This is a genomic window from Thalassospira lucentensis, assembly GCF_011806425.1.
GTDB lineage: Bacteria > Pseudomonadota > Alphaproteobacteria > Rhodospirillales > Thalassospiraceae > Thalassospira > Thalassospira lucentensis_B.
Genome location: NZ_JAATOV010000002.1, coordinates 657,774 through 683,129 on the forward strand (window position 1 = coordinate 657,774; position 25,356 = coordinate 683,129).

General features: G+C 55.1%; 21 protein-coding genes. 10 read left to right on the plus strand and 11 right to left on the minus strand.

The window, feature by feature from the left end; translation table 11 throughout:
- Window positions 1-16: 16 nt before the first annotated feature.
- Together HCZ99_RS08555 and HCZ99_RS08560 are read left to right on the plus strand one after the other, a co-directional pair.
- Entirely contained in the window at window positions 17-1,258 is a 1,242-nt protein-coding gene (locus HCZ99_RS08555; protein ID WP_167446510.1) for a saccharopine dehydrogenase family protein, read from the plus strand.
- Window positions 1,259-1,966: 708 nt separating this feature from the next.
- The gene (locus HCZ99_RS08560) at window positions 1,967-2,695 is read left to right on the plus strand and encodes an NYN domain-containing protein (protein WP_167446511.1); all 729 of its coding nucleotides are present in this window, start codon (window positions 1,967-1,969) and stop codon (window positions 2,693-2,695) included.
- A gap of 122 nt (window positions 2,696-2,817) precedes the next feature.
- On the opposite strand, the gene HCZ99_RS08565 is transcribed toward HCZ99_RS08560, so the two are convergent.
- Window positions 2,818-3,978: an MFS transporter gene (locus HCZ99_RS08565; RefSeq protein WP_167446512.1), complete on the minus strand. Its 1,161-nt coding sequence runs from the start codon at window positions 3,976-3,978 to the stop codon at window positions 2,818-2,820.
- Window positions 3,979-4,467: 489 nt separating this feature from the next.
- Between HCZ99_RS08565 and HCZ99_RS08570 the strand changes: the two genes are divergently transcribed.
- The 5 genes from HCZ99_RS08570 to HCZ99_RS08590 all read left to right on the plus strand — a co-directional run bounded on the left by HCZ99_RS08570 (window position 4,468) and on the right by HCZ99_RS08590 (window position 10,747).
- Window positions 4,468-5,586, plus strand: a complete 1,119-nt coding sequence (locus tag HCZ99_RS08570; RefSeq protein WP_167446513.1) for a substrate-binding domain-containing protein — start codon at window positions 4,468-4,470, stop codon at window positions 5,584-5,586.
- On the plus strand, window positions 5,583-6,929 hold the full coding sequence (locus tag HCZ99_RS08575) for an ABC transporter substrate-binding protein (RefSeq protein WP_167446514.1): 1,347 nt from the start codon (window positions 5,583-5,585) through the stop codon (window positions 6,927-6,929). Before HCZ99_RS08570 ends, HCZ99_RS08575 begins: the two co-directional genes overlap by 4 nt.
- A gap of 84 nt (window positions 6,930-7,013) precedes the next feature.
- The gene (locus tag HCZ99_RS08580) at window positions 7,014-8,348 is read left to right on the plus strand and encodes a sugar ABC transporter permease (RefSeq protein WP_254869526.1); all 1,335 of its coding nucleotides are present in this window, start codon (window positions 7,014-7,016) and stop codon (window positions 8,346-8,348) included.
- A complete protein-coding gene (locus HCZ99_RS08585) occupies window positions 8,348-9,577 on the plus strand; it encodes a carbohydrate ABC transporter permease (protein WP_167446515.1) in 1,230 nt (409 codons plus the stop codon). Before HCZ99_RS08580 ends, HCZ99_RS08585 begins: the two co-directional genes overlap by 1 nt.
- A gap of 114 nt (window positions 9,578-9,691) precedes the next feature.
- A complete protein-coding gene (locus HCZ99_RS08590; RefSeq protein ID WP_167446516.1) occupies window positions 9,692-10,747 on the plus strand; it encodes an ABC transporter ATP-binding protein in 1,056 nt (351 codons plus the stop codon).
- Between the two features lie 109 nt (window positions 10,748-10,856).
- Here HCZ99_RS08590 and HCZ99_RS08595 read toward each other — a convergent pair whose 3' ends face one another.
- Genes HCZ99_RS08595 through HCZ99_RS08615 form a run of 5 tightly spaced genes read right to left on the minus strand, consistent with a single transcriptional unit; the run spans window position 10,857 to window position 15,692 of the window.
- Complete coding sequence (locus HCZ99_RS08595) at window positions 10,857-11,585, minus strand: MBL fold metallo-hydrolase (protein ID WP_167446517.1); 729 nt, start codon at window positions 11,583-11,585, stop codon at window positions 10,857-10,859.
- A 4-nt stretch (window positions 11,586-11,589) separates the two neighbouring features.
- Window positions 11,590-12,474, minus strand: a complete 885-nt coding sequence (locus HCZ99_RS08600) for an ABC transporter permease (protein ID WP_167446518.1) — start codon at window positions 12,472-12,474, stop codon at window positions 11,590-11,592.
- Entirely contained in the window at window positions 12,474-13,358 is an 885-nt protein-coding gene (locus tag HCZ99_RS08605) for an ABC transporter permease (RefSeq protein ID WP_217701476.1), read from the minus strand. Before HCZ99_RS08605 ends, HCZ99_RS08600 begins: the two co-directional genes overlap by 1 nt.
- Window positions 13,359-13,392: 34 nt before the next feature.
- Complete coding sequence (locus HCZ99_RS08610) at window positions 13,393-14,535, minus strand: extracellular solute-binding protein (RefSeq protein WP_175581439.1); 1,143 nt, start codon at window positions 14,533-14,535, stop codon at window positions 13,393-13,395.
- Window positions 14,536-14,591: 56 nt separating this feature from the next.
- Window positions 14,592-15,692 (minus strand): ABC transporter ATP-binding protein, encoded by a 1,101-nt coding sequence (locus HCZ99_RS08615; RefSeq protein ID WP_167446519.1) that lies wholly within the window; start codon window positions 15,690-15,692, stop codon window positions 14,592-14,594.
- A gap of 245 nt (window positions 15,693-15,937) precedes the next feature.
- Between HCZ99_RS08615 and HCZ99_RS08620 the strand changes: the two genes are divergently transcribed.
- Window positions 15,938-16,951, plus strand: coding sequence for a LacI family DNA-binding transcriptional regulator (locus HCZ99_RS08620; protein ID WP_167446520.1), 1,014 nt, complete (start codon window positions 15,938-15,940; stop codon window positions 16,949-16,951).
- Window positions 16,952-17,213: 262 nt separating this feature from the next.
- Here the strand turns inward: HCZ99_RS08620 and HCZ99_RS20895 are convergent, their stop codons facing one another.
- On the minus strand, window positions 17,214-17,651 hold the full coding sequence (locus HCZ99_RS20895) for an Lrp/AsnC family transcriptional regulator (protein ID WP_167446521.1): 438 nt from the start codon (window positions 17,649-17,651) through the stop codon (window positions 17,214-17,216).
- Between the two features lie 215 nt (window positions 17,652-17,866).
- On the opposite strand from HCZ99_RS20895, the gene HCZ99_RS08630 reads away from it, so the two are divergent.
- Window positions 17,867-18,109 (plus strand): hypothetical protein, encoded by a 243-nt coding sequence (locus HCZ99_RS08630; protein WP_167446522.1) that lies wholly within the window; start codon window positions 17,867-17,869, stop codon window positions 18,107-18,109.
- A 137-nt stretch (window positions 18,110-18,246) separates the two neighbouring features.
- Window positions 18,247-18,924 (plus strand): nucleotidyltransferase family protein, encoded by a 678-nt coding sequence (locus HCZ99_RS08635; protein ID WP_254869527.1) that lies wholly within the window; start codon window positions 18,247-18,249, stop codon window positions 18,922-18,924.
- A 426-nt stretch (window positions 18,925-19,350) separates the two neighbouring features.
- Here HCZ99_RS08635 and HCZ99_RS08640 read toward each other — a convergent pair whose 3' ends face one another.
- From HCZ99_RS08640 to HCZ99_RS08655, 4 genes are all read right to left on the minus strand, one after another.
- The gene (locus tag HCZ99_RS08640) at window positions 19,351-20,571 is read right to left on the minus strand and encodes an amidohydrolase family protein (RefSeq protein ID WP_167446523.1); all 1,221 of its coding nucleotides are present in this window, start codon (window positions 20,569-20,571) and stop codon (window positions 19,351-19,353) included.
- Between the two features lies 1 nt (window position 20,572).
- Window positions 20,573-23,128: a branched-chain amino acid ABC transporter ATP-binding protein/permease gene (locus tag HCZ99_RS08645; RefSeq protein ID WP_167446524.1), complete on the minus strand. Its 2,556-nt coding sequence runs from the start codon at window positions 23,126-23,128 to the stop codon at window positions 20,573-20,575.
- Entirely contained in the window at window positions 23,128-24,003 is an 876-nt protein-coding gene (locus HCZ99_RS08650; protein ID WP_167446525.1) for a branched-chain amino acid ABC transporter permease, read from the minus strand. Before HCZ99_RS08650 ends, HCZ99_RS08645 begins: the two co-directional genes overlap by 1 nt.
- A 95-nt stretch (window positions 24,004-24,098) precedes the next feature.
- Window positions 24,099-25,286, minus strand: a complete 1,188-nt coding sequence (locus HCZ99_RS08655; protein ID WP_175581440.1) for an ABC transporter substrate-binding protein — start codon at window positions 25,284-25,286, stop codon at window positions 24,099-24,101.
- Between the last annotated feature and the right edge of the window lie 70 nt (window positions 25,287-25,356).

Sequence of the window (25,356 nt, forward strand, 5' to 3'; positions counted from 1 at the left end):
GGAGTTTTGGCCCGACATGAAAAAGAATGTACTGATCATTGGCGCCGGTGGCGTCGCCCAGGTGGTTGCCCATAAATGCGCCCAGCATAATGACGTGTTTGGCGATCTTCATATCGCATCGCGCACGGTGTCAAAATGCCAGGACATCATCGACAGCATCCATGAAAAGAAAAACCTGAAACAGCAGGGCGTTCTTGAAGCACATGCGCTGGATGCCACCGATATCGATGCAACCGCAGCCCTGATCGAAAAAACCGGAAGCCAGATCGTCATCAATGTCGGATCGCCGTTTCTCAATATGCCGGTCATGTCGGCCTGCATCAAAACCGGTGCGGCCTATCTTGATACCGCCATCCATGAAGAACAGGACAAAATCTGCGAAACCCCGCCATGGTATGCCAACTATGAATGGAAACGCCGCGAAGAATGCGAAAAGGCGGGTGTTACCGCCATTCTTGGCATCGGCTTTGATCCGGGCGTTGTAAACGCCTATGCCAAACTGGCCGTCGAAGATTACTTTGATAAAATTGACTCGATCGATATCATCGACATCAATGCTGGCAGCCATGGCAAATATTTCGCCACCAACTTCGATCCGGAAATCAACTTCCGCGAATTTACCGGCACGGTCTATTCTTGGCAGGACAGCAAATGGCAGTCCAACAAGATGTTCGAAATCAAGAAAATCTGGGACATGCCCGTCGTCGGCGAAAGCCAGACCTTCATGACCGGCCATGACGAAGTCCACTCCCTGTCACAGAATTTGGACGTGCCAAATGTCCGCTTCTGGATGGGCTTTGGCGACCATTACGTCAATGTCTTCACGGTGCTCAACAGCATCGGTCTTCTGTCAGAACAGCCGGTCACAACCGCCGAAGGCCAGGAAGTCATTCCGCTGAAGGTCGTAAAAGCCTGCCTGCCAGATCCAAGCTCCCTTGCCCCGGAATATACCGGCAAAACCTGCATCGGTGATCTGGTCAAAGGGACCAAAGACGGCAAAGAAACCGAAGTCCTGATCTATAACGTCGCCGATCACAAAGACGCCTATAACGAAGTCGGTAGCCAAGGCATTTCCTACACCGCCGGTGTGCCGCCGGTCGCCGCTGCGATGCTAATCGCAACCGGCGAATGGGATGTGAAAAAAATGGCCAACGTCGAAGAATTGCCGGCCAAACCGTTCCTCAATCTTCTGAACGGCATGGGCCTTCCGACCCGCATCAAAGACGCCAATGGCGACCGCGCGCTCGACTTCAGCTAAGCGGTTTATGCGCTGATCTAAAACCTAAAATGGCGGACCACCGTAAAAGTGGCCCGCCATTTTTATGTTTGAATTTCGCGCATCAACGCGAGAACGATCACTAAGCCGCATTTCCAGATGACGATGGCCCTGCTTGTCGCAGGCTTTATCATGTCCAGTTGAAATTTACGGTAAGCGTACAGCCTAATCTGCAATGATAGGGTCACAGAATGGCTTGTTTGCCCTGAACGACAATCTTGGTATCACGTGATACTAGATGTACGGACACGGTCAATTTGACCGGCGCCGTACGTTACATGAAGAAAATCATGTTTAAGCTGATCAAGGATGTTCAAATTTGCAACCGGTTGCAAATCGCACCTTACATAATATCTAGTGAAATCGTATTTGCAGAATTTGCGCAATGCGCGTGCAATTTGCGGCCTGATTTTCGTGCGAAAAAGTGAGACGTTTTGTGTGTGCACTCTGTGAACGAAATTCTACTCACAAAAACGTGCAGTGTTTGTAATACAAAAATGTATTGCTTCAGTACTAAATTTATTTGTATAACAAGTTTACAAAAGATGGGAACAACACCACCTTTTACACAGATAGCCCCCTTGGCCGTCCGTAGCCCCCGTGAGAACGGATTAATAGCAGGCTACCGACCCCAAGGGGTTTTTTTTGTCTTTTTCTATAATTTAAAAAATAAAATCATTGGGGAGAAGTATGCAGCGCATGGCAATTATGATTGACGGGGCGTTCTTTCTGAAACGCTTCCCTGTTGTCTTCCCAAATAAGGATGCGCGTGACCCTGAAGTGGTTGCAGAGACTCTTTTCCGAATGGCAATCTCTCACCTTAAGCCAAAAAACCCCAACGCTAAGCGTTCCGATCTCTACCGCATTTTCTTTTACGATTGTCCGCCACTAACAAAGCGTTTGCATACGCCAATTGAAAAGAAAGTAATCAACTTTGAGAAATCAGATGAGGCGATTTTCCGAAACGCACTACATCTTAACCTGACCAAGCGCAGAAAAGTTGCCCTTAGATTGGGGCATTTGAACGACAAGAATGCAAATTGGTCATTGCGGCCGCGTGTGATGCAGGATCTGATAAAGGGCAAACGTAAATGGGACGAACTTGCCGATCATGATTTCGTCTATACGGCCAAGCAAACTGGTGTTGATATGCGGATTGGTGTGGATATCACACAACTCTCTCAGAAGCGTCTGATCGACCAAGTTGTTTTGGTCGCAGGAGACAGCGACTTCGTGCCAGCAGCAAAACTGGCTCGTAGAGAGGGCGTTGATTTTATTCTTGACCCAATGTGGAACCATATCCATCCGGATTTACATACACATATTGATGGATTGAGATCGATGACCCGCAATCCGGAAATGGTTGTGAATGAAGCAGAAGCGCAAAAGCAGGTCGTTGACGATCTAGATATTGAATAACTTCCAGCAAAAACAGTATAGGAAAGTCAAGTAAGGCTGCGACTGTCAAAAAATGTGCACCAGCTTAAAGCTTAGCGCCATTTTTATGTCCGCAGGGTGCGTCGGAATACCGGGGGTCTTGCTCAACCACGCTTCCACATGACGATGGCCGCCATCGCGACAAACACCGCACCGACCCCGGTCACCATGGCATAGCCCGCCATGTCATAAATCGGCCCCATGATCATCGGTCCGGCAAACACCGCCGAATAGGTCGCTGCACTATTCAGCCCCATCACCGCCCCGCGTGCTTCGGATGCCTGCCGGTTCAGCGACACCACCAACGCATTCAGGCCAAGCTGGTTTAGCATGCCCCACATCGCGGTTCCGGCCAGCGCGGTGATCTGACTTTGCAGGGTCAATCCCCACGTGCCATAGCTTGTGGCAATCGCCAGCAGCACGAGGCACAAATACCCCCGGGTGATTTTGGGCGAAATCATGCCCAGCACAAACCCCATCACCCCAAACCCGACCCCATAGGCCAGAACGAAAATCCCGCTGCCTTGCGCGGTCAGGTCAAAGGCCGCGCGCACCCCCACCCCGAAAAAGGCAAAGCTTCCGTAAAACGCGGTCATAAAGGCCAGCATCACCGCCAAAAGCTGCCAAACACCGGGCAGCATAATCGCGCGGATCGGCGATGTGCGCGTGCTTTTCCCGCCGCGCAAATCGGCCAAAAACGCCATCAACACCCCAGCAACCACGACCGACAATCCCGCCATCAGGAAGTAAACCATCCGCCAGCCAAAATGCTCGGTAATGAACGCTGCCGCCGGAACCGCCACCACCAACGATAACGCCCAGCCGGTCAACACCACGCCAAGCCGCGCGGCTTCGCGGCCTTTGGGTGCTGTCGCGGTTGCCGTGGCATAGGACCCGGGCAATAAAATCCCCACCGCCACACCGGCCATCGCCTGCGACAGACACAGCCATATCCAATGCTGGCTCAGCCCGCTTGAAACCTGTGCCACCGCCAGCAAAATTGCCGCACCACCCAACACCCGGCCGACCGGCATCCGGTCAATCATCCCCGCCAAGGTCAGAGCCGAAATCGCGGTTGCCGCGCCAAACGCCGAAATCGCCCACGCCACGTGATAGGTCTCGGTCGCAAGGCTAAAGGCGACCTCTGACAAGATCGGGCTTAAAACAAATGAATTTGCCCCCACAAGCAACACCGCCCCCAAAAGGGACAATACTTTCACCTGGGCAATGGCATTTGGATTTTCGTCAGATGGGTGATGGCTCATACGCTATGTGAACACAATTTATGCGTGAACTGGCAAGCAAATTCGAAAACAAGCCGATGAAATTCAACGACCTTCCAACCTGACCCCATCGGTTCAGACCAAAATACACGGCGGCGTGCACGGCCCCCCGCGCGCCACCCCCGAACCGAGTCTTGGTCAAAATCCGCCGAAAATCCACATCCTCCACACAACCTATGCGAATGTGCGTTGCAATATAACACCCGCTTACCCGCACAGGCATTTGGGCTCTCCCCCCACAGATCGCTTTACGGGTTCCTAGGCTTTCTATGCCGTGGCCTGCCGGGTCGATCCCTCACACCGCGATGCAAAATAATCCGTTTAAACTCAGACGTTTGACAACCGAAACCGCTTTCGGTTAGCGTTACCTCCCTTTCCGAAAGCGGTTTCGGGAACGGCCAAATCGCAGCAAAAGCGATAAAAACAATCATTGGGGGCTAAATGCCACGGGCGCCAAGACGCAGTGAAACCATGACGATTGCCAGACTGGCCAAGCATCTTGGCCTGTCCGAAGGAACGGTTTCGCGCGCGCTCAACAACTATCCCGACATTGCCGCAAAAACCATCGACCGCGTGCGCAAGGCCGCCGATGACCTGGGCTATCGCCCCTCGACCACGGCCCGGCGTTTGGCGCGCGGTGTGGTCGAAACCATCGGCTTTGTCCTGCCCGCCCGCGATGGGCATCAAATTGATCCGTTTTTGGCCGAAATCCTTGATGGCTTGGCCACCGAACTGGCCCTGTCTGATTGGGATTTGCTGGTGGCTGCCGTCCCCGATGGTCACGACGAAGTCGAAGTCATGGACCGTCTGGTCCGATCAGGCAAAGTTGGCGGGTTCGTGGTCGCCCGGACCAAGCGCCAAGATCCGCGCGTTGATTACCTGCGCAAATCCGATATTCCCTTTGTCGTGCAAGGCCGCACCGAACAGTGTGATGACTATGCGTGGCTCGATATCGACAACCAAAAGGCCTTTGTCGATGCCATGGATCACCTTGTGGGTTTGGGCCATCGCAAGATCGCCTTTTTGGGCGGCGACCCGGACCTGAATTATGCATGGCAACGCCGCGAAGGATACCTGTCTGCGGCCAAGGCCCATGGATGCGCCATCCGCCCGGGCTATCTGCATGACGGGATCATGGATGAAATGGCCGCCCGTGCCGCCGTGGCAGAGCTTTTAAAACATCCTGATCGTCCCACCGCCCTTTTATGTGTCACCGATGCGGTCGCCATTGGCGCGATCCATGCCCTTGCCCATGCCGGAATTTCGGTAGGGTCGGAAATGTCGGTGATTGGTTTTGATGGCCTGCCCATGGGGGAGGCCATCCACCCCGGCCTGACCACCATGAGCCAGGCCAGCTATCAGGTCGGCCGCGAGGTTGGCCGCATTGTTGTCGAACAGGCCACAGCATCGACCACTGGGCCTGCATCGCCGTTATCCCAGATTCTTTGGGACGCTACGCTGACCATCCGCGGATCAGCCAATCCACCGGCATCAGCGCCGGGAACCAATGCCCAGCCGGCATCAGCGCCGGCAACTAATGCTCAACCGGCGTCAGCGCCGGCAACCAATGCCAAGGGAGGCATCTCATGAAAACACGCTTTGTACGTGCAGTGACTCTCGCAGCCGCCGGCTTGCTGGTTTCGACCAGCATGGCAAGTGCCCAGCTGCGATTCTGGACCATCGAAGAACAACCAGACCGCCTTGCCAAGCAGCAAGAAATGGCCAAGGCGTTCGAGGAAAAAACAGGAACCTCCGTCGAAGTCATCCCGGTCACGGAATCCGAACTGGGCACACGTGCCACCGCCGCCTATGCCGCGGGCGATCTGCCCGATGTGATTTACCTGACCCTGCAATATGTCCTGCCATGGTCCGAGGCCGGCATCCTTGATACCGAGGCCAACAACGAAGTCGTCCGCGATCTGGGCAAGGATACCTTTGCCCCCGCCGCCCTAAAGATGGCCGACTTTAACGGCGAAGTTGCCGCCGTGCCGTCCGATGGCTGGACGCAGATGGTGCTTTATCGCAAGGACCTGTTTGACGCCGCCGGGCTCGAGGCGCCAAATAGCTACGCCAACATTCAAAAGGCCCTCAAAGCCCTGCATAATCCGCCAGAAATGTATGGCTTTGTCGCCGCGACCAAAATCGACGACAACTTCATGAGCCAAGTACTCGAACATGTGCTGTTGGCCAATGGCGCGACCCCGGTTGCCAAGGATGGCTCGGTGGGATTTGACAAGACCAAGCTGGTCGAGGCCCTCGAATTTTATAAATCCATCGCCAAGGCATCACCCCCCGGTGATCTTTATTGGAAACAATCGCGCGAAGTATATTTCGCAGGTCAGGCCGCGATGATCATTTGGTCGCCCTTCATCCTTGATGAACTGGCGGGCCTGCGCGACAGTGCCCCGCCCACGATCAATGATGATCCGACGTCGGGCGAACTGGCATCTAAAACCGGCATCGTCACCCGTCTGACCGGCCCGTCCAACCCGGATGGCGCGGCATGGGGCGACATCAACTATTTCGGCATCACCAATGACGCCGATACCGATCCGGCTGAAGAATTCGTCAAATTCTCGATGGACGAAGGATACACCAACACCCTTTCCATCGCGCCAGAGGGCAAATTCCCGGTCCGTCGCGGCACCGCCGAAGATCCGAAAAAGTTCACCAAGGAATGGTCAACCCTTCCGGTCGGTGTGGATCGTAAAAAACCCCTGTCCGAGGTGTATGACCCGGCTGTAATCGACGAAATCGTTTCCGGGCTTGAAACGGCAAACCGTTGGGGTGTCGCCGAGGGCCAGTTGGCCAAGGCATCACGCATCATCAACAGCCAGATCATCAACACGCTGGTCCGTGAATATATCGATGGCGAACGCGATGCATCGGCCACCGCCGATCTGATCAACAAAGAAATCGCTGCCGTCGACTAACCCACCTTCAATCTTGCATCCGGGGCGGCATCGCCGACCTCTGCCTGCCGCCCCGGATAACTGGTTTTCACAACGGAACCCAAGATGATGACACCGTCCCACAATACCAACACCCCATCCGCCACCGCCCCGCCGCAACAAAGGCCGGTGCGTAAAAAATCAAAACTTGGCCCCATGGCCCGGCGCGAAGCAAAACTTGCGCTGTGGATGCTGGCCCCGACCTTTTTGATCGTGATGGGCATTGTCCTGTTTCCGTTACTGGCCAATTTCTGGATTTCGGTCAAACCCGTCACCCTGTCGGACCTGCGCCCACCAACGGCGGTGGTGTCCGAACGGGTGCGCGGTGATATGGATGTGGCGGGCGAAGAATTTCGCATTCAATACCGCATGCGCAATTCATCGCAAAAGGACGCCATTACCGACATCACCCTGACCGATACCTTGCCCGCCGGGGTCACCATCACCCAAATGGACCCGGCCTGTTCCCTTGATGGATCAAATGTTACCTGTCGGCTGGAAAAACTGGATGGCGGCGAACGCAACCGGTTGGAACTGACCGCCACCGCCAATGCCGATTTTGCCGCCAACCCGGTATCGCCGCGCGACAGCGAACCCACCGTCACCGGCACATCTGACAGCATCCTGACCAACAACGAATTCACCCTTGATAACTTCGCGCGCATCTTTGATTCCCGCGAATTTTGGTCGGTCCTTTGGGTAACCATCGCCTATACCGTGTTTGGCACCTTGGGCGCGTTGGTCTTGGGCCTGTTCGCCGCACAGATTTTGAACAAGCCCTTTAAGGGCCGGTCGATCATTCGTGGCCTGTTTTTGTTTCCCTATGTCGCACCTGTGATCGCGGTTGCCTTTACATGGGTGATCTTGCTTGATCCGTTTAACGGCACCTTCAATGCGATTTTACAGCGCATGAATGTCACCGACGCGGGCATCAACTTTTTTGGCCAACGCGCCGTACCGATTGATATTTTCGGCCTGACCATCGAATTCCCGCTGGCCCTTGCCACGGTTATTGCCTTCGAAGCCTGGCGTTATTTCCCGCTCTCGTTCCTGTTCATTCTGGCCCGCATGCAGTCAATCTCCTCTGACATGTACGAGGCCGCCGAGGTCGATGGCGCAACGCCGCTGCAACAGTTCTGGCATATCTCCTTGCCGCAACTTCTGGGCATTCTATCGACCCTGTTTTTGCTGCGCTTCATTTGGACCTTCAACAAATTCGACGACATCTTCCTTTTGACCGGCGGGGCTGCGGGCACGCGGACCCTCACGGTGGATGTCTATGAACAGGGCTTTGCCCTGTCCAACCTTGGGGCCGGGGCCGCCGTGGCGGTTGCGATCTTTATCCTGCTTCTGGTCTTTGCCGTCTTCTACTTCAAATTCGTCCATCGGGAGGATTCGTAATGCGTATCGGTACGGGTCTTCTTCTTGGCCTGATTTCGGGTCTGATCTGGGGCGTGATTGCCATTGTCATTACCGGCATCTCACTGACCCTGATTACCGGTCTTGCCGCAACGCCGATCATTTCGGCGGGTGCGCTTGGCGGGGCGGTAAATGCCGCGATTATCATCTCGCGCCCGCCGAAAAAACGCACGCCGGGGCTTTATCTTGTCGCCTTTGCCGCCGTGGTGATTGCGATGATGCTGGTGTCCTTTGGCATGCCGTTCAGCCTGTCCTTTTCCCAAAGCTCCGCCATTCAGGCATTTGGTGTTGGCCTGATTGCCATGGCCATCACCTTTGCCAACCGGATGTGCCTGATTGACGCCCATGCGGGGATGCTCAAACGCTACAGCTTTGATCTTGTGATTGTCCGCGTGCTTAAGGGGCTTGGCTTTGTCTTCTTCAGCGTGATTGTCATCCTGCCCTTCTACGTGATGGTGATGACCAGCCTGAAAAACCAGCAAGACCTGTTCTTGAACCCGCTTGATCTCTCGATTGATCTCACGCAGGGCGTTGGCAGTCTGGTCGACAGCTATGTGGAACTGTTTACCCAATTTAATTTCGGCAGTTTCCTTCTGACATCGACCATTGTCTCTGTCTCGACCGTGCTCGTGACGCTGGCCTTTTCCATTCCGGGTGCCTATGCGGTCGCCCGGTTGAAATTCCCCGGCCAAGCCGTGCTTTCAAGCTCGATCTTGCTGATTTACCTTGTGCCGATGATCGTTCTGGTGATCCCGCTTTATGCGGTGTTTAGCCAGCTTGGCCTGCGCAACTCGCTGATTGGGCTTTTGATTGTCTATCCGGCCACCACGGTTCCCGTCGCCCTTTACATGCTTCAGGGATATTTTCGTGGCATTCCCGCCGAACTCGAAGAAGCCGGTTTGATGGATGGTCTGTCGCGCCTTGGCGTGATCTGGAAAATCACCCTGCCGCTTGCCCTGCCCGCCCTGGCATCGGTGTCGCTTTATGTCTTCATGATCGCGTGGAACGAGTTTCTGTTTGCCTTCATGTTCCTCGATGATCCGGGCATTTTCACCCTGTCACGCGGGGTTGTCTCGTTGAACTCATCGGAAGTTCCGCGCCAACACCTGATGGCCGGTGCGGTGATTGCCACGGTGCCGATCCTTGCAATTTTCCTATGGTTTGAACGCTTCCTTGTTCAGGGCCTCACAGCGGGGAGTGTCAAGGGATGATGCCCCAATTACTGATGTACCAAAATGCCGGTTTGCCGTTTAAACAAACCGGTGAACAAACCAGCCCATCCACAGAAAAAACGCCCACCGCCATTGATCAGGAGGCCAAATAAAATGGGTCAGATCGAATTAAAAGACATCCGTAAATCATTTGCTGGCGTCGAAGTCATCAAGGGCATCAATCTTGAAATTAACGAGGGCGAACTGGTTATTTTCGTTGGCCCGTCGGGCTGCGGCAAATCGACCTTGCTGCGCTTGATTTCCGGGCTGGTCGAGGCATCTGACGGTCAAATCCTGATCGATGGTGATGACGTGACAGGCAAACCACCGGCCGAACGCGAACTGTCCATGGTGTTTCAGTCCTACGCGCTGTATCCGCACAAATCCGTGCGCGAAAATATGGGCTTTGCCCTGACCGTTGCGGGCATGCCCAAATCCGACATCACCGCCAAGGTCGATGAGGCCGCCGCAACCCTCAAACTCGAAGACTATCTCGACCGCAAACCAAAGGCCCTTTCGGGCGGGCAACGCCAACGTGTTGCGATTGGCCGCGCCATTGTCCGTGAACCGCGTGCCTTCCTGTTTGATGAACCGCTGTCAAACTTGGATGCGGCGTTGCGTGTTGAAATGCGTCTGGAAATTGCCCGCCTGCATCGCAAACTCGGCGCGACCATGGTCTATGTCACCCACGATCAGGTCGAAGCCATGACCTTGGCCGACAAAATCGTTGTGCTGCAAGCCGGCCAGATCGAACAGATCGGCTCCCCGCTTGATCTTTATCGCAATCCCGGCAATCTGTTCGTCGCACAGTTTATTAGCTCGCCGAAAATGAATGTGGTGGATTGCACCGGTGTTGGCACCACCCTGACATTTGGCAATCGCAACACCTCCGACATTGCCCGCAATGCCGAGGGCGCGACAAAAATGGGCATCCGCCCCGAACACATGTCGCTTTGTGATGCTGCCGACGGCATCCTCTCCGGCCAGATCGATGTCATGGAACATCTCGGTTCGGATAGCTTTGCCTATGTCAATGTCCCCGATGTCGGCCTGTTCACCGTGCGGGTCGTGGGTCACTCGGACGCCCAAGTCGGCGACACCGTCGGCTTAATCTTCGCCTCCGAAAACGTCCACCTCTTCAACGCCGAGGAAAAAACCATCCCGGCATAATATCACGCAAACCACCGCAATTTATGCTGGGACATAGGTGCGCGAAGGCGGCATTTATCAGCGCCCCCAAAAAAGGGGCCGGGATCAATCCCGGCCCCTTTGGTTTTTCTCACAGGTCGAACATCTCGTCCGGCTGGGGAATACAGACCTGCGCGTGATCTGCGATGGCCGCCTTCATGGGATCCTTGTGATCGGGATGGATATGATAAAGGCCAAGACGCCCGACCGCACACTCACGCATCACGTCAAGACAGGTCGGCAAATTGCAATGCCCCGGCGCGTCCCGGTCATCGGCGACATAACATTCATGCATCAGGAAATCCGCCCCAACAAACAGGGCGCGCGAGGACGCGGTTGGCGCACCATCCCCGCTATAGGCAAGCGACTTCCCACAAACATCAAACCGGATCGCATGATTGGGAACACTATGCAGGGTTGGCGCAAACCGTATCCGGATATCCCCGACCTGCATCTCATCGGGCACAACATGCCAGACAAGGTTGAATTTCGGGCGCCATAACGGTCCGAACGCCAGCGTTATCAGGCTTTCAAGCTGCGATCTACCCCACTGCGTGGTCGCAATCTTTAGCGCCTTGGTCCGGCCGCTATCGGACCAGTGATCAATCAACGGCACAAAGCCAAAGACATGGTCCGGATGATGGTGCGTCACCACAATCAAATCGACGCGGTCAGGATCGGTCACATGGCGATTGATGCCACGCACCGCGCTAAATCCGCAATCAATCAGGATGGTTTTGTCCGCCCCCTCGACCAGTGCGGACGCGTTTGGCAAGTCCGGATCGTGCGCCGATCCGGTGCCGATCAATGTCAGGCGCATATATTTATCTTCCGACCGCGGCAAGAACGTCAGCACGCAAGAACCGCTCAACCACAATCATGAACAAAACCGATGGCACCAACAGCACCAGCGCAGTGATCGAGGCAACCTGATAATTGCCCTCCATACCGGCGCGGAACATCAGCATCGGCAAGGTGGTGATTTCCGGCGCACCGACGAAATAGGTGCCGGTAAATTCATCAAGCGATTCAAGAAATACAAAAATCGCACTGGCAATAATGCCCGGCATCGCCGATGGCAGCGTGATGGTAAAAAAGGTTCGGATCGGACCGGCCCCAATATCGCGCGCCGCCTCCTCAAGGGTTTTGTCCACCGCGCCGAACGCCGCCGTGGCAATCCACACGGCATAGACCATGCCATGCAGGGTATGAACCAGCACCACAGCCCCCACCGTGCCATGCAGATCAAGCTGATAAAACACGCGCGCGATATTGATATGCACCGGAATGTTCGGAAAGGCTTGTGGCACCAGAAACACCAAAAGGATCAACGCACGCGCCGGAAGCGCCAACCGTGCCAGCGCATAACCCGCCGGGATCGCCAGCGATAGACAGAAAATCACCGTCAGCACCGCAATCACTAAACTATAGCGCAGCGACACAAACGCATTCCCGTCCGGGTGAAACACCCGCGCCCAGAAATCAAACCCGTATCGGGCAGGGAAAGTGTGCGGGAAATACCATTGCTCCGCCACCGTCCACAGCAGCAAATTCGTCAACGGCCCGAATATCGCAATCGCCAGCAAAAGGATGCAAAATCCAACCGCCAACGCCCCCACAACCCCGCCGCCGGCAAGATCGCCGATGCGCGCCGCAAGGGTCTGCTTTGGGGCTTGGGCTTGGTTTTGCCAAAAACTTGCCTGTGTCATTATTTTTCACCCCCTTTGCCCGCCACGCCACGCCGCAGATAGATCCACGCCACCAGTCCGGTTATCAGATAGGAAATCACGCCAAGGGCATTGGCTGTGCCATAATCGTGATAGGCATTAACGCGAAACGCCATCTGCACTGTCATCATGGTCGGGCTGTGGCCACTGATCATCACCGGCACCGATAAAACCGACATCATCGTGACAATCGACAAGACCAGTGCCACGATCAGGGTCGGCATTACCTGGGGCACGACAATCTGCCAAAGGATGCGCAACCGTCCAGCACCCAGATCGCGCGCTGCCTCGATCCCCGCCCGATCAAGCGATGCCATCGCCCCCGTCACCAACAAGGCGACAAACGGCAACTGTTTCCAAACAAAGGTGATCACAATCCCCCGCCAATCAAGAAACCCGGTGGTTTCAAGTGGCGTCAGCATCCCCATTTCGATCAGAACCCCGTTCATCAGGCCGTTCTTGGCCAAAAAGGTCCGCATGCATTGGGCGGCAACGATAAAGGGAATAAACAGCGGCCAGCGATACAAAATACGTACCGCATTGACCAAAAACCGGTTGGTGCCCAGCGTAATATATCCGCCAATCAGGATCGCCCCGCTGGCAATCAGAACTGCTGACAAACCGACAATCAGAACGGTAAAAACGATGTCGTCGCCATACAGCTCGAACGCCAGCACAAAATTTGCCAACGAAAACCGGGTTCCCGCGTCACCCGCGACGGTAAAAGCATCGATAAAAGAATAAGAAAGCGGATAAACAAATAATCCGGCGATAAACAGCACAGCCGGTGCCACAAGCAACAAGCCGGAAAAACGCGAGGCATTCATGATCAAACCAGTACGATAAAATGCGGTTGCCTGCGCCATCTGACGCAGGCAACCGAAACGATGCCTCTGTTAATTATTCGACGTCCCGTTCATAGGAGGTCAGGATCGCATCGAAATAACCGACCAGCGGGAAAGACAGGCTTTTGGTCGCCAGATCTTCGGGCGTGATATCGGCAAACAGCTTGTCCCAGACATCAGCGGAAAGTTCGCTTTCCAGATATTTGGCATCAATGCCCGGATACCAGTTGAACTGCTCGACAATACCGTGCGCCTGAACGGCGGGGCTGGTGGCAAGTTCGATAAAATCAACCGCCAGATCGCGCTGCTTGCTGGTTTCGGGGATGACATAATGCATCGGCTGGCCCGGCATACCCGGTTCTGGCAACATCAGCTTGATCTCCGGATTGACACGGCCATCCGCCTGCCAGCTATAAAACATGTCGACCCAGACCGGACCGATACCGATTTCGCCACGATTAAGCATATCAAGCGTCCCGGCATTGCCCGGCGTGAACGTGACGTTCTTGTTGAATTCTTTCAGGTCGGCAAGGGCGGCGTTCCACTTTTCGCTGCCCACCAGCGACGGGTCGAACGGACCTTTCATCATCTTGTCGGCTTCGCCGGTAAAGGCATACATCCAGCCATTGACAAAGCTGACACCCGACATGCCGTTGCGGATGCCGTTATAGCCAAACACGCCCGGATTTTCTTTGACCCAATCGCCGAGCTCCGCATAGGATTTTGGCGGGTTCGACACCAGTGCCGGATGATAGGCCCATGCCGTCTGGCTCTGGAACATCGGCATGACATAGCCATCGACATCAACGCCAAGCGCATTTTTCGCCTTGTCCGAACTGACAAGCGATGCGGTATCGGCAGATGCGGCATATTTCGCCAGCAAACCGTCGGTTACCATCTTGCCAACCGGCTTTTCATGGACCACGGCAACGTCGATATCCGCGCTGGCACCGGCATCTTTCTGTGCCGACAGGCGTTCCATAATCGCATTCGATCCCGCATCACCGGGGCCGGTGCCGATCACGCGAACGGTCACATCCGGGTGCAATTCGCGAAATTTCGGTGCCAGATACTGATTGACATATTCAACCATATTTTCCGAACCAGCAGTCGCCACATTCAGAATGGTTTCAGCCTGTGCATGGCCAGATAGCGCCATGGCAAGGGTCGTCGCAAAGCCAAGAGTTTTGAACTTCATCTTTAATCCTCCGGGTTGTCGGATAGTGCGAAAAAGGAAGGTATGCGCGTCGGTGCCTACGCCGCAGATTGTGCGTCGACATGTGGAAACAGGTGAATGGCACCAGCAGGCAGGACAATCCTGACCGCTTCGCCTTCCGAGAATTTACGAATGTCATCGACCAGAAATCGGTCATGTCCGACCTGAACGGCATATCGGTAACTGTCGCCGGGATAGGTCGCCTGCAAGATCACGCCGGGCAGTGACAATTCATCGTCCACCGCCGCGCCGCTCGCCTCGATCCGCGCCTGGGCGGAACGGAAATGAATGTCGGCCCGCGCACAGTTGTCACCGACCGTGCATGAACCGGCAGCGGCTGAAATGCGCGCCGGTGCGATGCCCGGTCCCTCGACAATCAGGCCATCATCCGCGTGACGGACATCAAGGGTGATGATGTTGCTCGCCCCCATGAAATCAGCAACAAAGCTGCTCGCAGGGCGATCATAAAGTTCTGCCGGGGCGCCTTGCTGGACAATCTGGCCACCATTCATCAGCGCAAGCCGATCGGCCATCACCATCGCTTCTTCGCGATCATGGGTCACATGGACCGCCGTAACCCCCAACCGTTTAAGCAAATCACGAATTTCATGGCGCAAATCGAGACGGATGCGCGCATCCAGATTTGAAAGCGGCTCATCAAGCAGCAACAAACGCGGCGCCACGGCAAGCGCACGGCCAAGGGCGACACGTTGGCGCTGCCCCCCCGAAAGGGCGGTGACCTTTCGATCCGCCAGCCCATCCAGACGCAAAAGCGCAAGAACCTCGTCAATGCGGCGCGTGATTTCGGGCTTTGGTACCCCGCGCAGCTTCAACCCATAGGCAATATTGCCAAACACCGTCATATGCGGCCAAAGGGCATAGGACTGAAACACCATCGCCGTCGGGCGGGCTTCGGGCGACAGGCGGGTCACATCAACCCCGTCAATCCGCACCTGCCCGTGTTCGGGGCGCATAAAACCGCCAATCGTACGAAGAAGCGTCGTCTTGCCGCACCCTGACCGCCCCAGCAACGCCAGAAATTCTCCCTGCTCAAGATCAAGAGAAATCCCGTCAAGAATGCGGGTTTGCCCATAGGCAACCGAAAGGTCCCTTACGGACAATATTGCGTCTGTGGCCATGGTTCAGCTTTCGTCAAAACAGGTTCGCAGCAATCTGCACACGATTGCAAGATAACCTGCACAGGTGACACATTCATGACAGCAATCGAAACGATTGATGAAAGCTGTATCCCAAAAGATTTATGCTGTTGAACCGCTGAAAAATAAGGAATACTTACAATAAATACCCTGATGTAGCGCTCAGAGTTGAACCGACCTGCACTCGATTTCATATAATATGCACAAACATGCAGAAAGCCGGGAAAATGACCACCAAACGCAAGATCACCTCGCAGGATGTCGCCGATCTGGCCGGGGTGTCGCGCTCCGCCGTATCGCGCAGCTTTACCCCCGGCAGCTATGTCTCGGACAATGTGCGCACGCGCGTTTTGGGGGCGGCCAAGGAACTGGGCTATCTGCCCAATATCCTTGCGCGCGGTCTGATCGCGGGTTCATCGGGGCTTGTCGCGCTGATCATCGGTCCGATGACCTCGCCACAGGACGCCCCATTGATCGAAGTCGTCACCCGCCTGCTGGGCGAAAAGGGCAAACGCGCTCTTCTGGTGCCGATCCCCACCGGCGGCTTGGCCGACGAGGGATTGCTACAAGCCCTCTCCTATCAGGTCGAAGCCGCAATTGTTTTTGCCGGCACCGTCGGGGCCGCGGCCGCCGAACGCTGTACGCGCATTGGCACCCATCTGACCTTGTTTGGCCGCTATATCGGCGAAGCCGGGACCAGCTGCGTCATCTATGACAACCCAACCAGTGCCGATGCGGCAACGCGGCTTCTGATCCGGGGTGGTCATCGCAAAATTGGCTATATCGGCACCCGCCACCGCGCCTTTTCCGACCGCGAACGCCATGATGCCGCCAGCGCGGTTCTCGCCGAATACGGGATGCATTTCCATTGCTATGGCGAAGGGGATTATGGGCATGACAGCGGGTTTCAGGCCGCAATGGCGATGCTCAATACCATGGACCCGCCCGATGCAATTTTCGCCTCCAACGATGCCATGGCGCTGGGTGTCATCGACGCCGCACGCGTTCTGGGTATCTCCATCCCTGATCAGCTCGCCGTGGTCGGCATTGACGATCACCCGATGGGAAGCTGGCCCGCCTATCGCCTGACCAGTTGGGGGGCAAAGATCGATGTTCTGGGCGATGCGATCCTTCGTGCCACCTTCGACAAGGAAAGCCTCCCCTGTGACCGGGCAAATGTGCATATGCTGCGCGTGCCCCTTTACCCTGCCCTTCGGGACTCAACCCGACGCCTTGACTAACGACGGCGCATTTATCCGACCGCCTGGTGCAACTGCTCCCGATATGACAATTATCGCAGCCAGGCCCGTCGGACGGTTCTCACATATCCATGTCGCATTTTAATCCTCATACAATTAAAATGCGCGAAAACCGGCGACACATGGCGCGCGTCTCACCCGCCATCTGGCATTTCACCTAAAATGAATAATCGGATGCATTATTCACTTATTATGAATAATGAAATCGCCGCGTATGGGGCTATTTTCGGGCGTGCACCCGTCGCTATTTCAGCGATCCCAGAACCGCCAAACTTTCATAGCGCTTGATATAAGGCTCATGAAAAACGCGCTCGACAAAGGCGCTATATTCTTCCATGTCGCTGACCTGAATGCGCAATACAAAGTCATGCGCGCCCGTAACATGATGACATTGAACGACTTCTGGCATTTTGGCAAAGGCGTCACGCATCAAAATATACCGATCCGGGCGGTCACGCTCCATGGTCAGAAGCACAATGACCATCATCCGCTTGCCAAACACCTTGGGAGAAACGACCGCAACATCGCGTTCAATCACCCCGGTTTCGCGCAAACGCTGCACCCGCCGAAGGCACGCAGCCGAGGATAGCCCGACCTTTTCGGCAAGCGCACCACCGGTTAACCGGCTGTTTTCCTGCAATAATTCAAGCAGGCGATAGTCAAATTTATCAAGCTCCGCCACGGTTCATGTTCCCGGTTCATCATCATGCTGCACCCCGCCCCAAACATGACCCAAGCCGCCTGCGAAAGAAAATCGTTTTTGCACATTCTTTGCGAAAATCTCGCAAGGATTTGCGAAGTTTGCGCGCCAAATAACAATTCGCGGGCGTAAATTAACTGCGGGTTCAAAGGAAACTTTGTCCCCTTATTAGCAAAACAAACTCACGAGCCAGCATCATGCCAGCACATATTACGACCGAACCCCTCGCCGCCACCACCAACGTTGCGCCGATTTCGGGCGCTTCTGTCTGGCGCTGGCTCGTTCTTTTGCCGCGCAAATGGGCGCATGCCTATAAAATTGCGCGCGATACCCAAATGCTAAAATCCGCCCCCCGCGAAGTTCTGGATGATATCGGCGTTGCCCGCCGCGACGTGGCATTCGCCTGCCAACACGGTCATCTCCCAAACCGATATCGTTGACCGTTCCGGCAAACAATCCCCCTGTTTGCCAATGAAATCAAAGGCCTGCCGGTGCACCCCACCCGGCAGGCTTTTCTTTTATCAAGGTAGCCAAAGGCTCCCAGCCCAGCAATGCATTGATATTGGGACCTGCCAATTTGACATCTATTGTCCTGCCAGTCTTAATACCGGTCGAAAACACCCTAAAATGTGATATCGTCACGCGCATGACCCATTCCATCGACAAACCCATCCCCCATCTGGCGGTGTTACTTCTGGCCGCTGGGGAAAGTGCGCGTTTTGGCGGGCGCAAACAGCTTGCTGATATTGATGGCAAACCCATGCTGCGCCATGCCATCAATACCCTAAGCCCCCTGTCACCATCGGGTTTATTCGTGGTTTTGGGCGCATTTCATGATGAAATCGCCCCAGAAATTGACCCTGTCCACAATATCATCCTCAATGAAAACTGGGCGTTAGGCATGGGAAGCTCGATTGCGACGGGGATGGCCGAAATTGGCCGTCATGGGGCTTTTGATGGTGTTTTGATTGCGCTCTGTGATCAAGTACGCCTTTGCACGGCGGACTATCAAAAATTGATCTCCCAATTTGATGGCTCCACCATTGTCGCCACCCGTTATGATGGCGGATACGGTGTGCCTGCGATATTCCCGGCCCATCTGTTCAAAACCCTTGAAACCCTGTCCGGACAACAGGGCGCGCGCAGGATCCTCAATGGCCCAGACCACGATGTGATTGGCGTCGATCTGCCAAATGCCGCGCATGACATCGACACCCAAGACGATCTCAACATCCTCTCCCCGTCCAGTTCCTAAGCCCCGGTTTTGGCCGATGCCAGCGCCTCCAACGGCCTGCACGACGCAATTGGCAGCATCCAACCGCAAACCACCGACCGATCTCTGAATTCAAACGAGGCGCCACCGCACGTGCTTTGCAACAGGCAGCGTTGGTCATCAGCAGTGTTTGCGAGTGCTTAGGGGGCGTGAAGGTCATGGCGCAGGCTTAGGTTCACGCTGCGCGTGAAGGGCTGGGACTGGGGCTGGGGCTGGGGCTGGGGCTGGGGCTGGGGCTTGGGCCAGAGTAAGGGAGCAGCCTTCACAACGCCGTCGTCTACTCAACGCCAGCACGACACTAAGCCCAACCCAACGGCGCAATGGCCTCCGCACGCTGCGAAGACCGGCGCCAACATCACGGGGCAAGGCAACGCGCACATGACGCCTCACCGCATTGCCCAAAATGATTTAAGGGCGGATCAATTTCGCCACCGGATGCTCAAACGTCACGCGGCCATCTTTCATGCCCCAGATCGGGCGGCTGATTTCTGAGATGACTTGTGCGCGGCTTTGGGCAGGCAGCACAATGAAACTGGCCGCTTCATTCACCGCAATTTTCGTTGGCTTTCCAAGCAATTTTGCCGGGGCATCCGACACCATGGCAAAGCAGTTTTCCAATTCCGCCTCGGTCGAAAGTTGGCTGACATTGGCATACAGGTTTGCCATCCGCGACAGCGAACAATCCCCATAGGGCGTAAAGGGGTTCAGCACATTATTGGTCGCAATCGTGCAACAAACCCCATGCTGGGTCAGCTTATGCGCCGGTGCCACACCGCACGGCACGGTATGTTCATGATCGCGCCCGGTCAGGAAAAGATCCGTTGCCGGCAAGACGGTCAAGCCAATGCCCGCATCCCGCATAATCGCAATCGTTTCATCAAGCTCGGCCTTGGGCAGAACCGATAATTTGGTCACATGGCCAATCATCACCCGGCCTTGCCAGCCAAAGGCGATGGCCTGTTTGGCAACCGCATCCAAATGCCGCCAACTGGCATCAAGGTCAAAATCAAGATGGAAATCGAGATCGACGTCATAGTCGCGCGCCATTTCAAACAGGCGCAAAATCTGTCCTTCGGGATCGGTATCCATATAGGGGCAACCGCCCAGCAAATCCGCGCCATTATCCAAGGCTTCGCTTAGCAATTCTTCGGTGCCGGGATAGTTAAACAGGCCTTCTTGCGGGAAAACACAAATTTCCAGATCAATCGCCCACGCGTAATCCGCCTTTAGGCGTTTAATCGCGTTAAAGCCCGCCAAGCCAATGCCCGGATCAATTTCAACTTGGGTGCGCACTGCATTTGTGCCCTCGGTAACTGCCTTTTCAAGCACACGCGCGCCACGGGCATAAATGTCGTCTTCGGTAAAGCCACTTTTGGCGTTGGCCACCGCGCTGATTGCACCCTGCAGCGTCCCAGTTTTGTTTTTGGCCCGATCAAGAATACATGCCTTATCCAGATGCAGATGGCTTTCAACAAAGCCGGTGCTAACCAATTGGCCTTCGGCGTCAAAGACCGGGACATCACCGGTTAGTGACCTGGCAATCTTGATAATCTTTCCTTGGCCAACAGCAATATCAACCAACGTGTTTTCACCGGGCAGGCAGGCGTTCCTCACCAAATAATCAAGCATCTTACTGTGCAACCTTTTTGGGTTCTTTTGTGGTTTGTTCGGCGCCGCCAAGATAGGCGGCAATCAGGCGTTCATCACGGCGAAGTTCGGACGCCTTTCCTTGGGCAACGACCTGTCCCTGTTCAAGGACATAGGCGTAATCGGCCACCGAAAGCGCCATAGTTGCCATCTGATCGACCAAAAGGATCGTCACCCCTTCATCACGTAGCTCACCCAGAATGGCATAAAGCTCTTCGGTCATGGCCGGGGCCAGACCAAGGGATGGCTCATCCAGCAAAAGTGCCTTTGGCTTTGCCACCAATCCACGCGCAATCGCCATCATTTGCTGTTCCCCACCCGACAAATGCCCGGCCAGGCTGTTGATGCGATCACGAAGGCGCGGGAAGCGCTTCAGGATCGCTTCGAGTTCGTCCTTACTAACCGGTTTTGGTTGTTTATAGGCACCAAGTTCAATGTTTTCGCGCACGGTCAGTTCGGGGAAGACCTGCCGTCCTTCGGGAACAAGGATCAGGCCCTGCTCCACGATCTGATGGGGGGCCAGCGTATGGATATATTCGTTGTTCAAAACGATGCTGCCTTTGACCGGGCGCAACAGACCGGCAAGGGCGGTCAGGAAGGTAGATTTACCCGCCCCGTTTGCCCCCAGCAGGGCGACCATTTCGCCCTGTTGGACTTTCAGATCAACCGATTGTAGGACCGGTGCGGCACCATATCCCGCTGTCAGTCGCAGGGTTTCAATCACCGGGGAGGCCCCGACTTCGAACGGGATGGGACGCGGGCGGGCCGTCATTTCGCCGTCGCCAAGATAGGCCGCGATCACCTGTGGATCGTTTTGAACTGCCTGCGGCGATCCGAAAATGATCGGCGTTCCCGCATCAACCGCCAGGATATGGTCGGAAATGCCCATGACCATTTCCATGTCATGTTCGACCAACACCACAGTGATCCCAGCATCGGCCAACTGACGCAATAATTTGGCCAGCGACACCTTATCAGCATGCATCAAGCCAGCAGCAGGTTCATCGAGCAACAACACGCCGGGCTTGGTGGCAAGTGACCGAGCAATTTCGACCAATCGGCGATCCACATGCGGCAAATCACCGGCCCGGGCATCAATATCACCAAGGTAGCCACAAAATGCCAACAGCCCCGCCGCGTGGCTGCGGTTTTTGTCGGATGCAATCACCGAAAACGGTGCGCCAAACCGGCCGACCGGAAGGCCCGCGATCACATTGTCGATTACGGACATGTTTTCAAACAGACGGGTCGCCTGATAGGTGCGCGCAATGCCACTGCGTGCGGCAAAGTCGGTTGGACGCCCGGCGATATCTTGATCGCCAATGCGCACCGCCCCTTCGGTTGGTTTGTAAAAGCCGCTGATGATGTTCAAAAGGGTGGTTTTCCCGGCCCCGTTTGGACCAATGATCGATGTTACCTGCCCCGGTTTGGCGGCAAAGGAGACGCTGTTGACAGCCTTTACCCCGCCAAAAGAAATCGACACATTATCGACGGTTAACCCATCGGATTTTGGGTATGCTTTGAGACCCGCCTCAATCTCGGCGGGGGGAATGGCCTTCACACCGCGTTTGGCAATCGGGATGAAGCGCTCCGCCATACCAACCAATCCGCGCGGTGCAATCAGAAGCACCACAATCAAAAGAGCACCGAAAATCAGCAAGCGGTATTCGGCAAAATCAGACAGGAGTTCGGGCAACAGAACCGACACAGACGCCCCGACAAACGGCCCCAGAACCGTTCCCGCACCGCCCAAAATGACGGCAAACAGATACAAGATCGACTGGCTGATCGGGAAGTTCGAAGGTGCGATAAACATCATCAGAGGTGCGTACAACGCACCCGCCAGGCCGGCCACAGCGGCCGCAATGGCAAAGCCCGATGCCTTGACCGCAAAGGCATTGTAGCCCAGCGAACTTGCAGCAATTTCGGCATCGCGCATGCTGGTCATCGCCATGCCCCAGCCACTCACGGCCAAACGCCGGAACGCTAGCAAGCCAATACCGCCAACAATCACGCACAGCATCACAAGATCACGCTCTGCAAAAACGTAAGATCCGATTTGCGGCATCGGAAAGCCCATCAGGCCATTTTGCCCACCAGTCAAAGACCGCCATTCAATCGCGCCATGTTCGACAATAAAGGCAAAGGCAATGGTCACCATCGCCAAAAACGGCCCGGCCATCCGAACTGCCGATATGGCCAGCACACAGCCCGCAATCGCGGCAATAAGCGTTGCCGCCACCAGCGACAACCAGAAATTCAACCCGGCCAATGTCAGGATCACACTGGCATAGGCACCAATGGCAAAGAACCCGACCTGCCCTAGTGATACAAGCCCAGTCAGCCCATACAGAACATTCAGCCCCACACATAAAACCGTGGTGATGGCGACAAGGCCAATGACGAACTGGGTATATCCGCCAGTGATCGAAACGCCGATCAAACCACCGATCACGGCAAGAATAATCGTGCAATCGAGTGCAACAGGTTTGTTCAATTTCGGGATGGGATTTTTGAATTTGCGAAGGCTTTTCATCATCAGACCTTTTTGATCGCAGCACGGCCAAACAGGCCACTTGGTTTGATGGTCAGAACCGCGATCACCAAGGCAAACACGACAATGAAGGTATAGGACGAGCCGAGATAAGTGGTCACACCGGCCTCAACCAGCCCATAGATAAATCCGGCCAGCATCACCGCATAGGCCGATGTCATCCCGCCCAGAATGGCGACGGCAAAGGCCTTCAGACCAAACAAGGTACCCATATCCGAATGTACGGAAAACAGCGGGGCAATCAAAAGCCCGGCACAGCCCGCCAACATTGATGAAATGGCAAATGAGCCGGTCACCATAACGGTGGTGTTAATGCCCATCAGCTTGGCGGCCTGAAGGTTTTGCACCACAGCCAAAAGCGCTCGCCCCTGCCGAGTATGACGAAACAGCGCGTTCAAGGCCAATGCGACACCAATGGCGGCAATCGGGATCAGGATTTGCTGCGGATACACCCCGGTGCCAAATACATTCCAGCTTTCACTGACAAGGTTTGACGGTAACGTGCGCGGCTCATTGCCAAAGGTGAACAAAACCACGTTATCAAGCAGAATACCGCCCGCAACCGTTGCCATTAGCCAGGCTTCGGAATTGCGAATGGCAAATGGGCGGACAAGGAAAAACTCGACCAGAATACCCGCAACACCACAGCACAGAATCGCCAGCGGATAGCCCAGAATGACCGGAAAACCGTATTGTTCACAAAACACAAACCCCAATACGGCACCCAGCATCACCATGCTGCCTTGCGCGAAATTGACTTTTGAGGACACCGAATAAGTGATCTGAAATCCGAGTGCGACCAGTCCGTACATACTGCCTAGACCGATGCCGGTAATCAGGGCTGCGATTAAGAGTGTCATTGCCGGTTACCTGCTTGTCGATTGCACATGGGTGCTGCGTTCAAAGGGATAAAAACCCTTGCGGCACAAAGCGCCGCAAGGGTTGAAAAGATTGATTATTTGATCGGAATAATCTGACCGTCGACGAAATGCGCGAAGGTGTAATCTTCGGGACCAAGCGCGTCCTGGTCGTCCGGGGTGAAGGGCGTGTCGTAGGTTTTGATCATGCCTTTGATGCCAGAAATCTCGTACATGGCTTGGCGAATGGCCGCACCGTCTGTCGAGCCAGCCTTTTCAATCGCGGCAGCAGTCAACAGGGTCGCGTCATAGGCATTGGCAATGCCGGTTGCCGGGGTAACATCGGCAAGCGTTTTGATTTCAGGGAACTTTTCCTGAAGCTTGACAAACATCGGGTCGGCCGCATCAGTAAACAGATAGGTCTGAATGAAATGGACCTTTTCCCCAGATTTACCCGCAAGTTCGGTGAAACGACCACCGGCCGGCCCCCAATGCGATGAGATCGGCACATCCCACCCCATACGATCTAGCGATTTGATCACCTGTGCGGTTGGGGCAACGTTGGCCACGACAAACAGGGAATCTGCACCGTTTTCTTTTAAGCGGGTCAGCTGCGGGACAACGTCAACGTCGTTTGATTCAAACTTTTCAATCCCGGCATGTTCCATGCCGCGTTTATCAAGCGCTTTCAGCAAACCCTTTTCATTGGACTCGCCCCACGGGTTGTTAATCAGGATCATGCCCGGCTTTTTGGCACCGTAATTGGCAATCAGATATTCAGTGATCGCTTCGTCGACATATTCATCCACCGCCGAAACACGGAAGACATAGTTTTCATCCGCACCGTTTTTGGTGATCCCGGTGCCAGCCGCCCACGGACCGATGAACGGAATTTTCTGCTGATTAACGAACGGTACAATGGCAAAGGAAACAGGCGTATCAAGCCCCCCAATGATCGCAGCAACGCCTTCGCGTTGCGCAAGTTCACGTGCCGCAACCAGACCTTTTCCCGGGTTGGCTTCATCATCACGCGATACAAGTTCAATCGGTTTGCCAAGAACGCCACCGTCGGCGTTGATCTTGTCAATCGCAAGCATGATACCACGCGTAATCGCCTCACCCGATTTGGCCGACTGACCACTTAGCGCAGCAACAAGACCAAGCTTGACGGTATCTTCGGCACGGGCGTTATGGGCGGGCAAGACGGCGGAAAACATCAGTGCCGCCGCAGCACCCAAAAGGGCGGCACGGCGCGTGAGTTTCGGGATATGCGAGGAAATAGGCATGTGAGACTCCCTGATTATATGACTTTTGCTGTTGGTCGTCGCAGTTTCACAGTGCGCGCCAAAGAACCTT

Bases quoted from the DNA above. Each gene is read 5' to 3' on its own strand.
- HCZ99_RS08615 (WP_167446519.1), bottom strand. From the start codon at position 15,692: ATGGCCACAGACGCAATATTGTCCGTAAGGGACCTTTCGGTTGCCTAT.
- HCZ99_RS08600 (WP_167446518.1), bottom strand. From the start codon at position 12,474: ATGACACAGGCAAGTTTTTGGCAAAACCAAGCCCAAGCCCCAAAGCAG.
- HCZ99_RS08655 (WP_175581440.1), bottom strand. From the start codon at position 25,286: ATGCCTATTTCCTCGCATATCCCGAAACTCACGCGCCGTGCCGCCCTT.
- HCZ99_RS08565 (WP_167446512.1), bottom strand. From the start codon at position 3,978: ATGAGCCATCACCCATCTGACGAAAATCCAAATGCCATTGCCCAGGTG.
- HCZ99_RS08570 (WP_167446513.1), top strand. From the start codon at position 4,468: ATGACGATTGCCAGACTGGCCAAGCATCTTGGCCTGTCCGAAGGAACG.
- HCZ99_RS08555 (WP_167446510.1), top strand. From the start codon at position 17: ATGAAAAAGAATGTACTGATCATTGGCGCCGGTGGCGTCGCCCAGGTG.
- HCZ99_RS08595 (WP_167446517.1), bottom strand. From the start codon at position 11,585: ATGCGCCTGACATTGATCGGCACCGGATCGGCGCACGATCCGGACTTG.
- HCZ99_RS08640 (WP_167446523.1), bottom strand. From the start codon at position 20,571: ATGCTTGATTATTTGGTGAGGAACGCCTGCCTGCCCGGTGAAAACACG.
- HCZ99_RS08610 (WP_175581439.1), bottom strand. From the start codon at position 14,535: ATGAAGTTCAAAACTCTTGGCTTTGCGACGACCCTTGCCATGGCGCTA.
- HCZ99_RS08650 (WP_167446525.1), bottom strand. From the start codon at position 24,003: ATGACACTCTTAATCGCAGCCCTGATTACCGGCATCGGTCTAGGCAGT.
- HCZ99_RS08645 (WP_167446524.1), bottom strand. From the start codon at position 23,128: ATGATGAAAAGCCTTCGCAAATTCAAAAATCCCATCCCGAAATTGAAC.
- HCZ99_RS08620 (WP_167446520.1), top strand. From the start codon at position 15,938: ATGACCACCAAACGCAAGATCACCTCGCAGGATGTCGCCGATCTGGCC.
- HCZ99_RS08580 (WP_254869526.1), top strand. From the start codon at position 7,014: ATGATGACACCGTCCCACAATACCAACACCCCATCCGCCACCGCCCCG.
- HCZ99_RS08590 (WP_167446516.1), top strand. From the start codon at position 9,692: ATGGGTCAGATCGAATTAAAAGACATCCGTAAATCATTTGCTGGCGTC.
- HCZ99_RS08630 (WP_167446522.1), top strand. From the start codon at position 17,867: ATGCCAGCACATATTACGACCGAACCCCTCGCCGCCACCACCAACGTT.
- HCZ99_RS08560 (WP_167446511.1), top strand. From the start codon at position 1,967: ATGCAGCGCATGGCAATTATGATTGACGGGGCGTTCTTTCTGAAACGC.
- HCZ99_RS08575 (WP_167446514.1), top strand. From the start codon at position 5,583: ATGAAAACACGCTTTGTACGTGCAGTGACTCTCGCAGCCGCCGGCTTG.
- HCZ99_RS08585 (WP_167446515.1), top strand. From the start codon at position 8,348: ATGCGTATCGGTACGGGTCTTCTTCTTGGCCTGATTTCGGGTCTGATC.
- HCZ99_RS08605 (WP_217701476.1), bottom strand. From the start codon at position 13,358: ATGGCGCAGGCAACCGCATTTTATCGTACTGGTTTGATCATGAATGCC.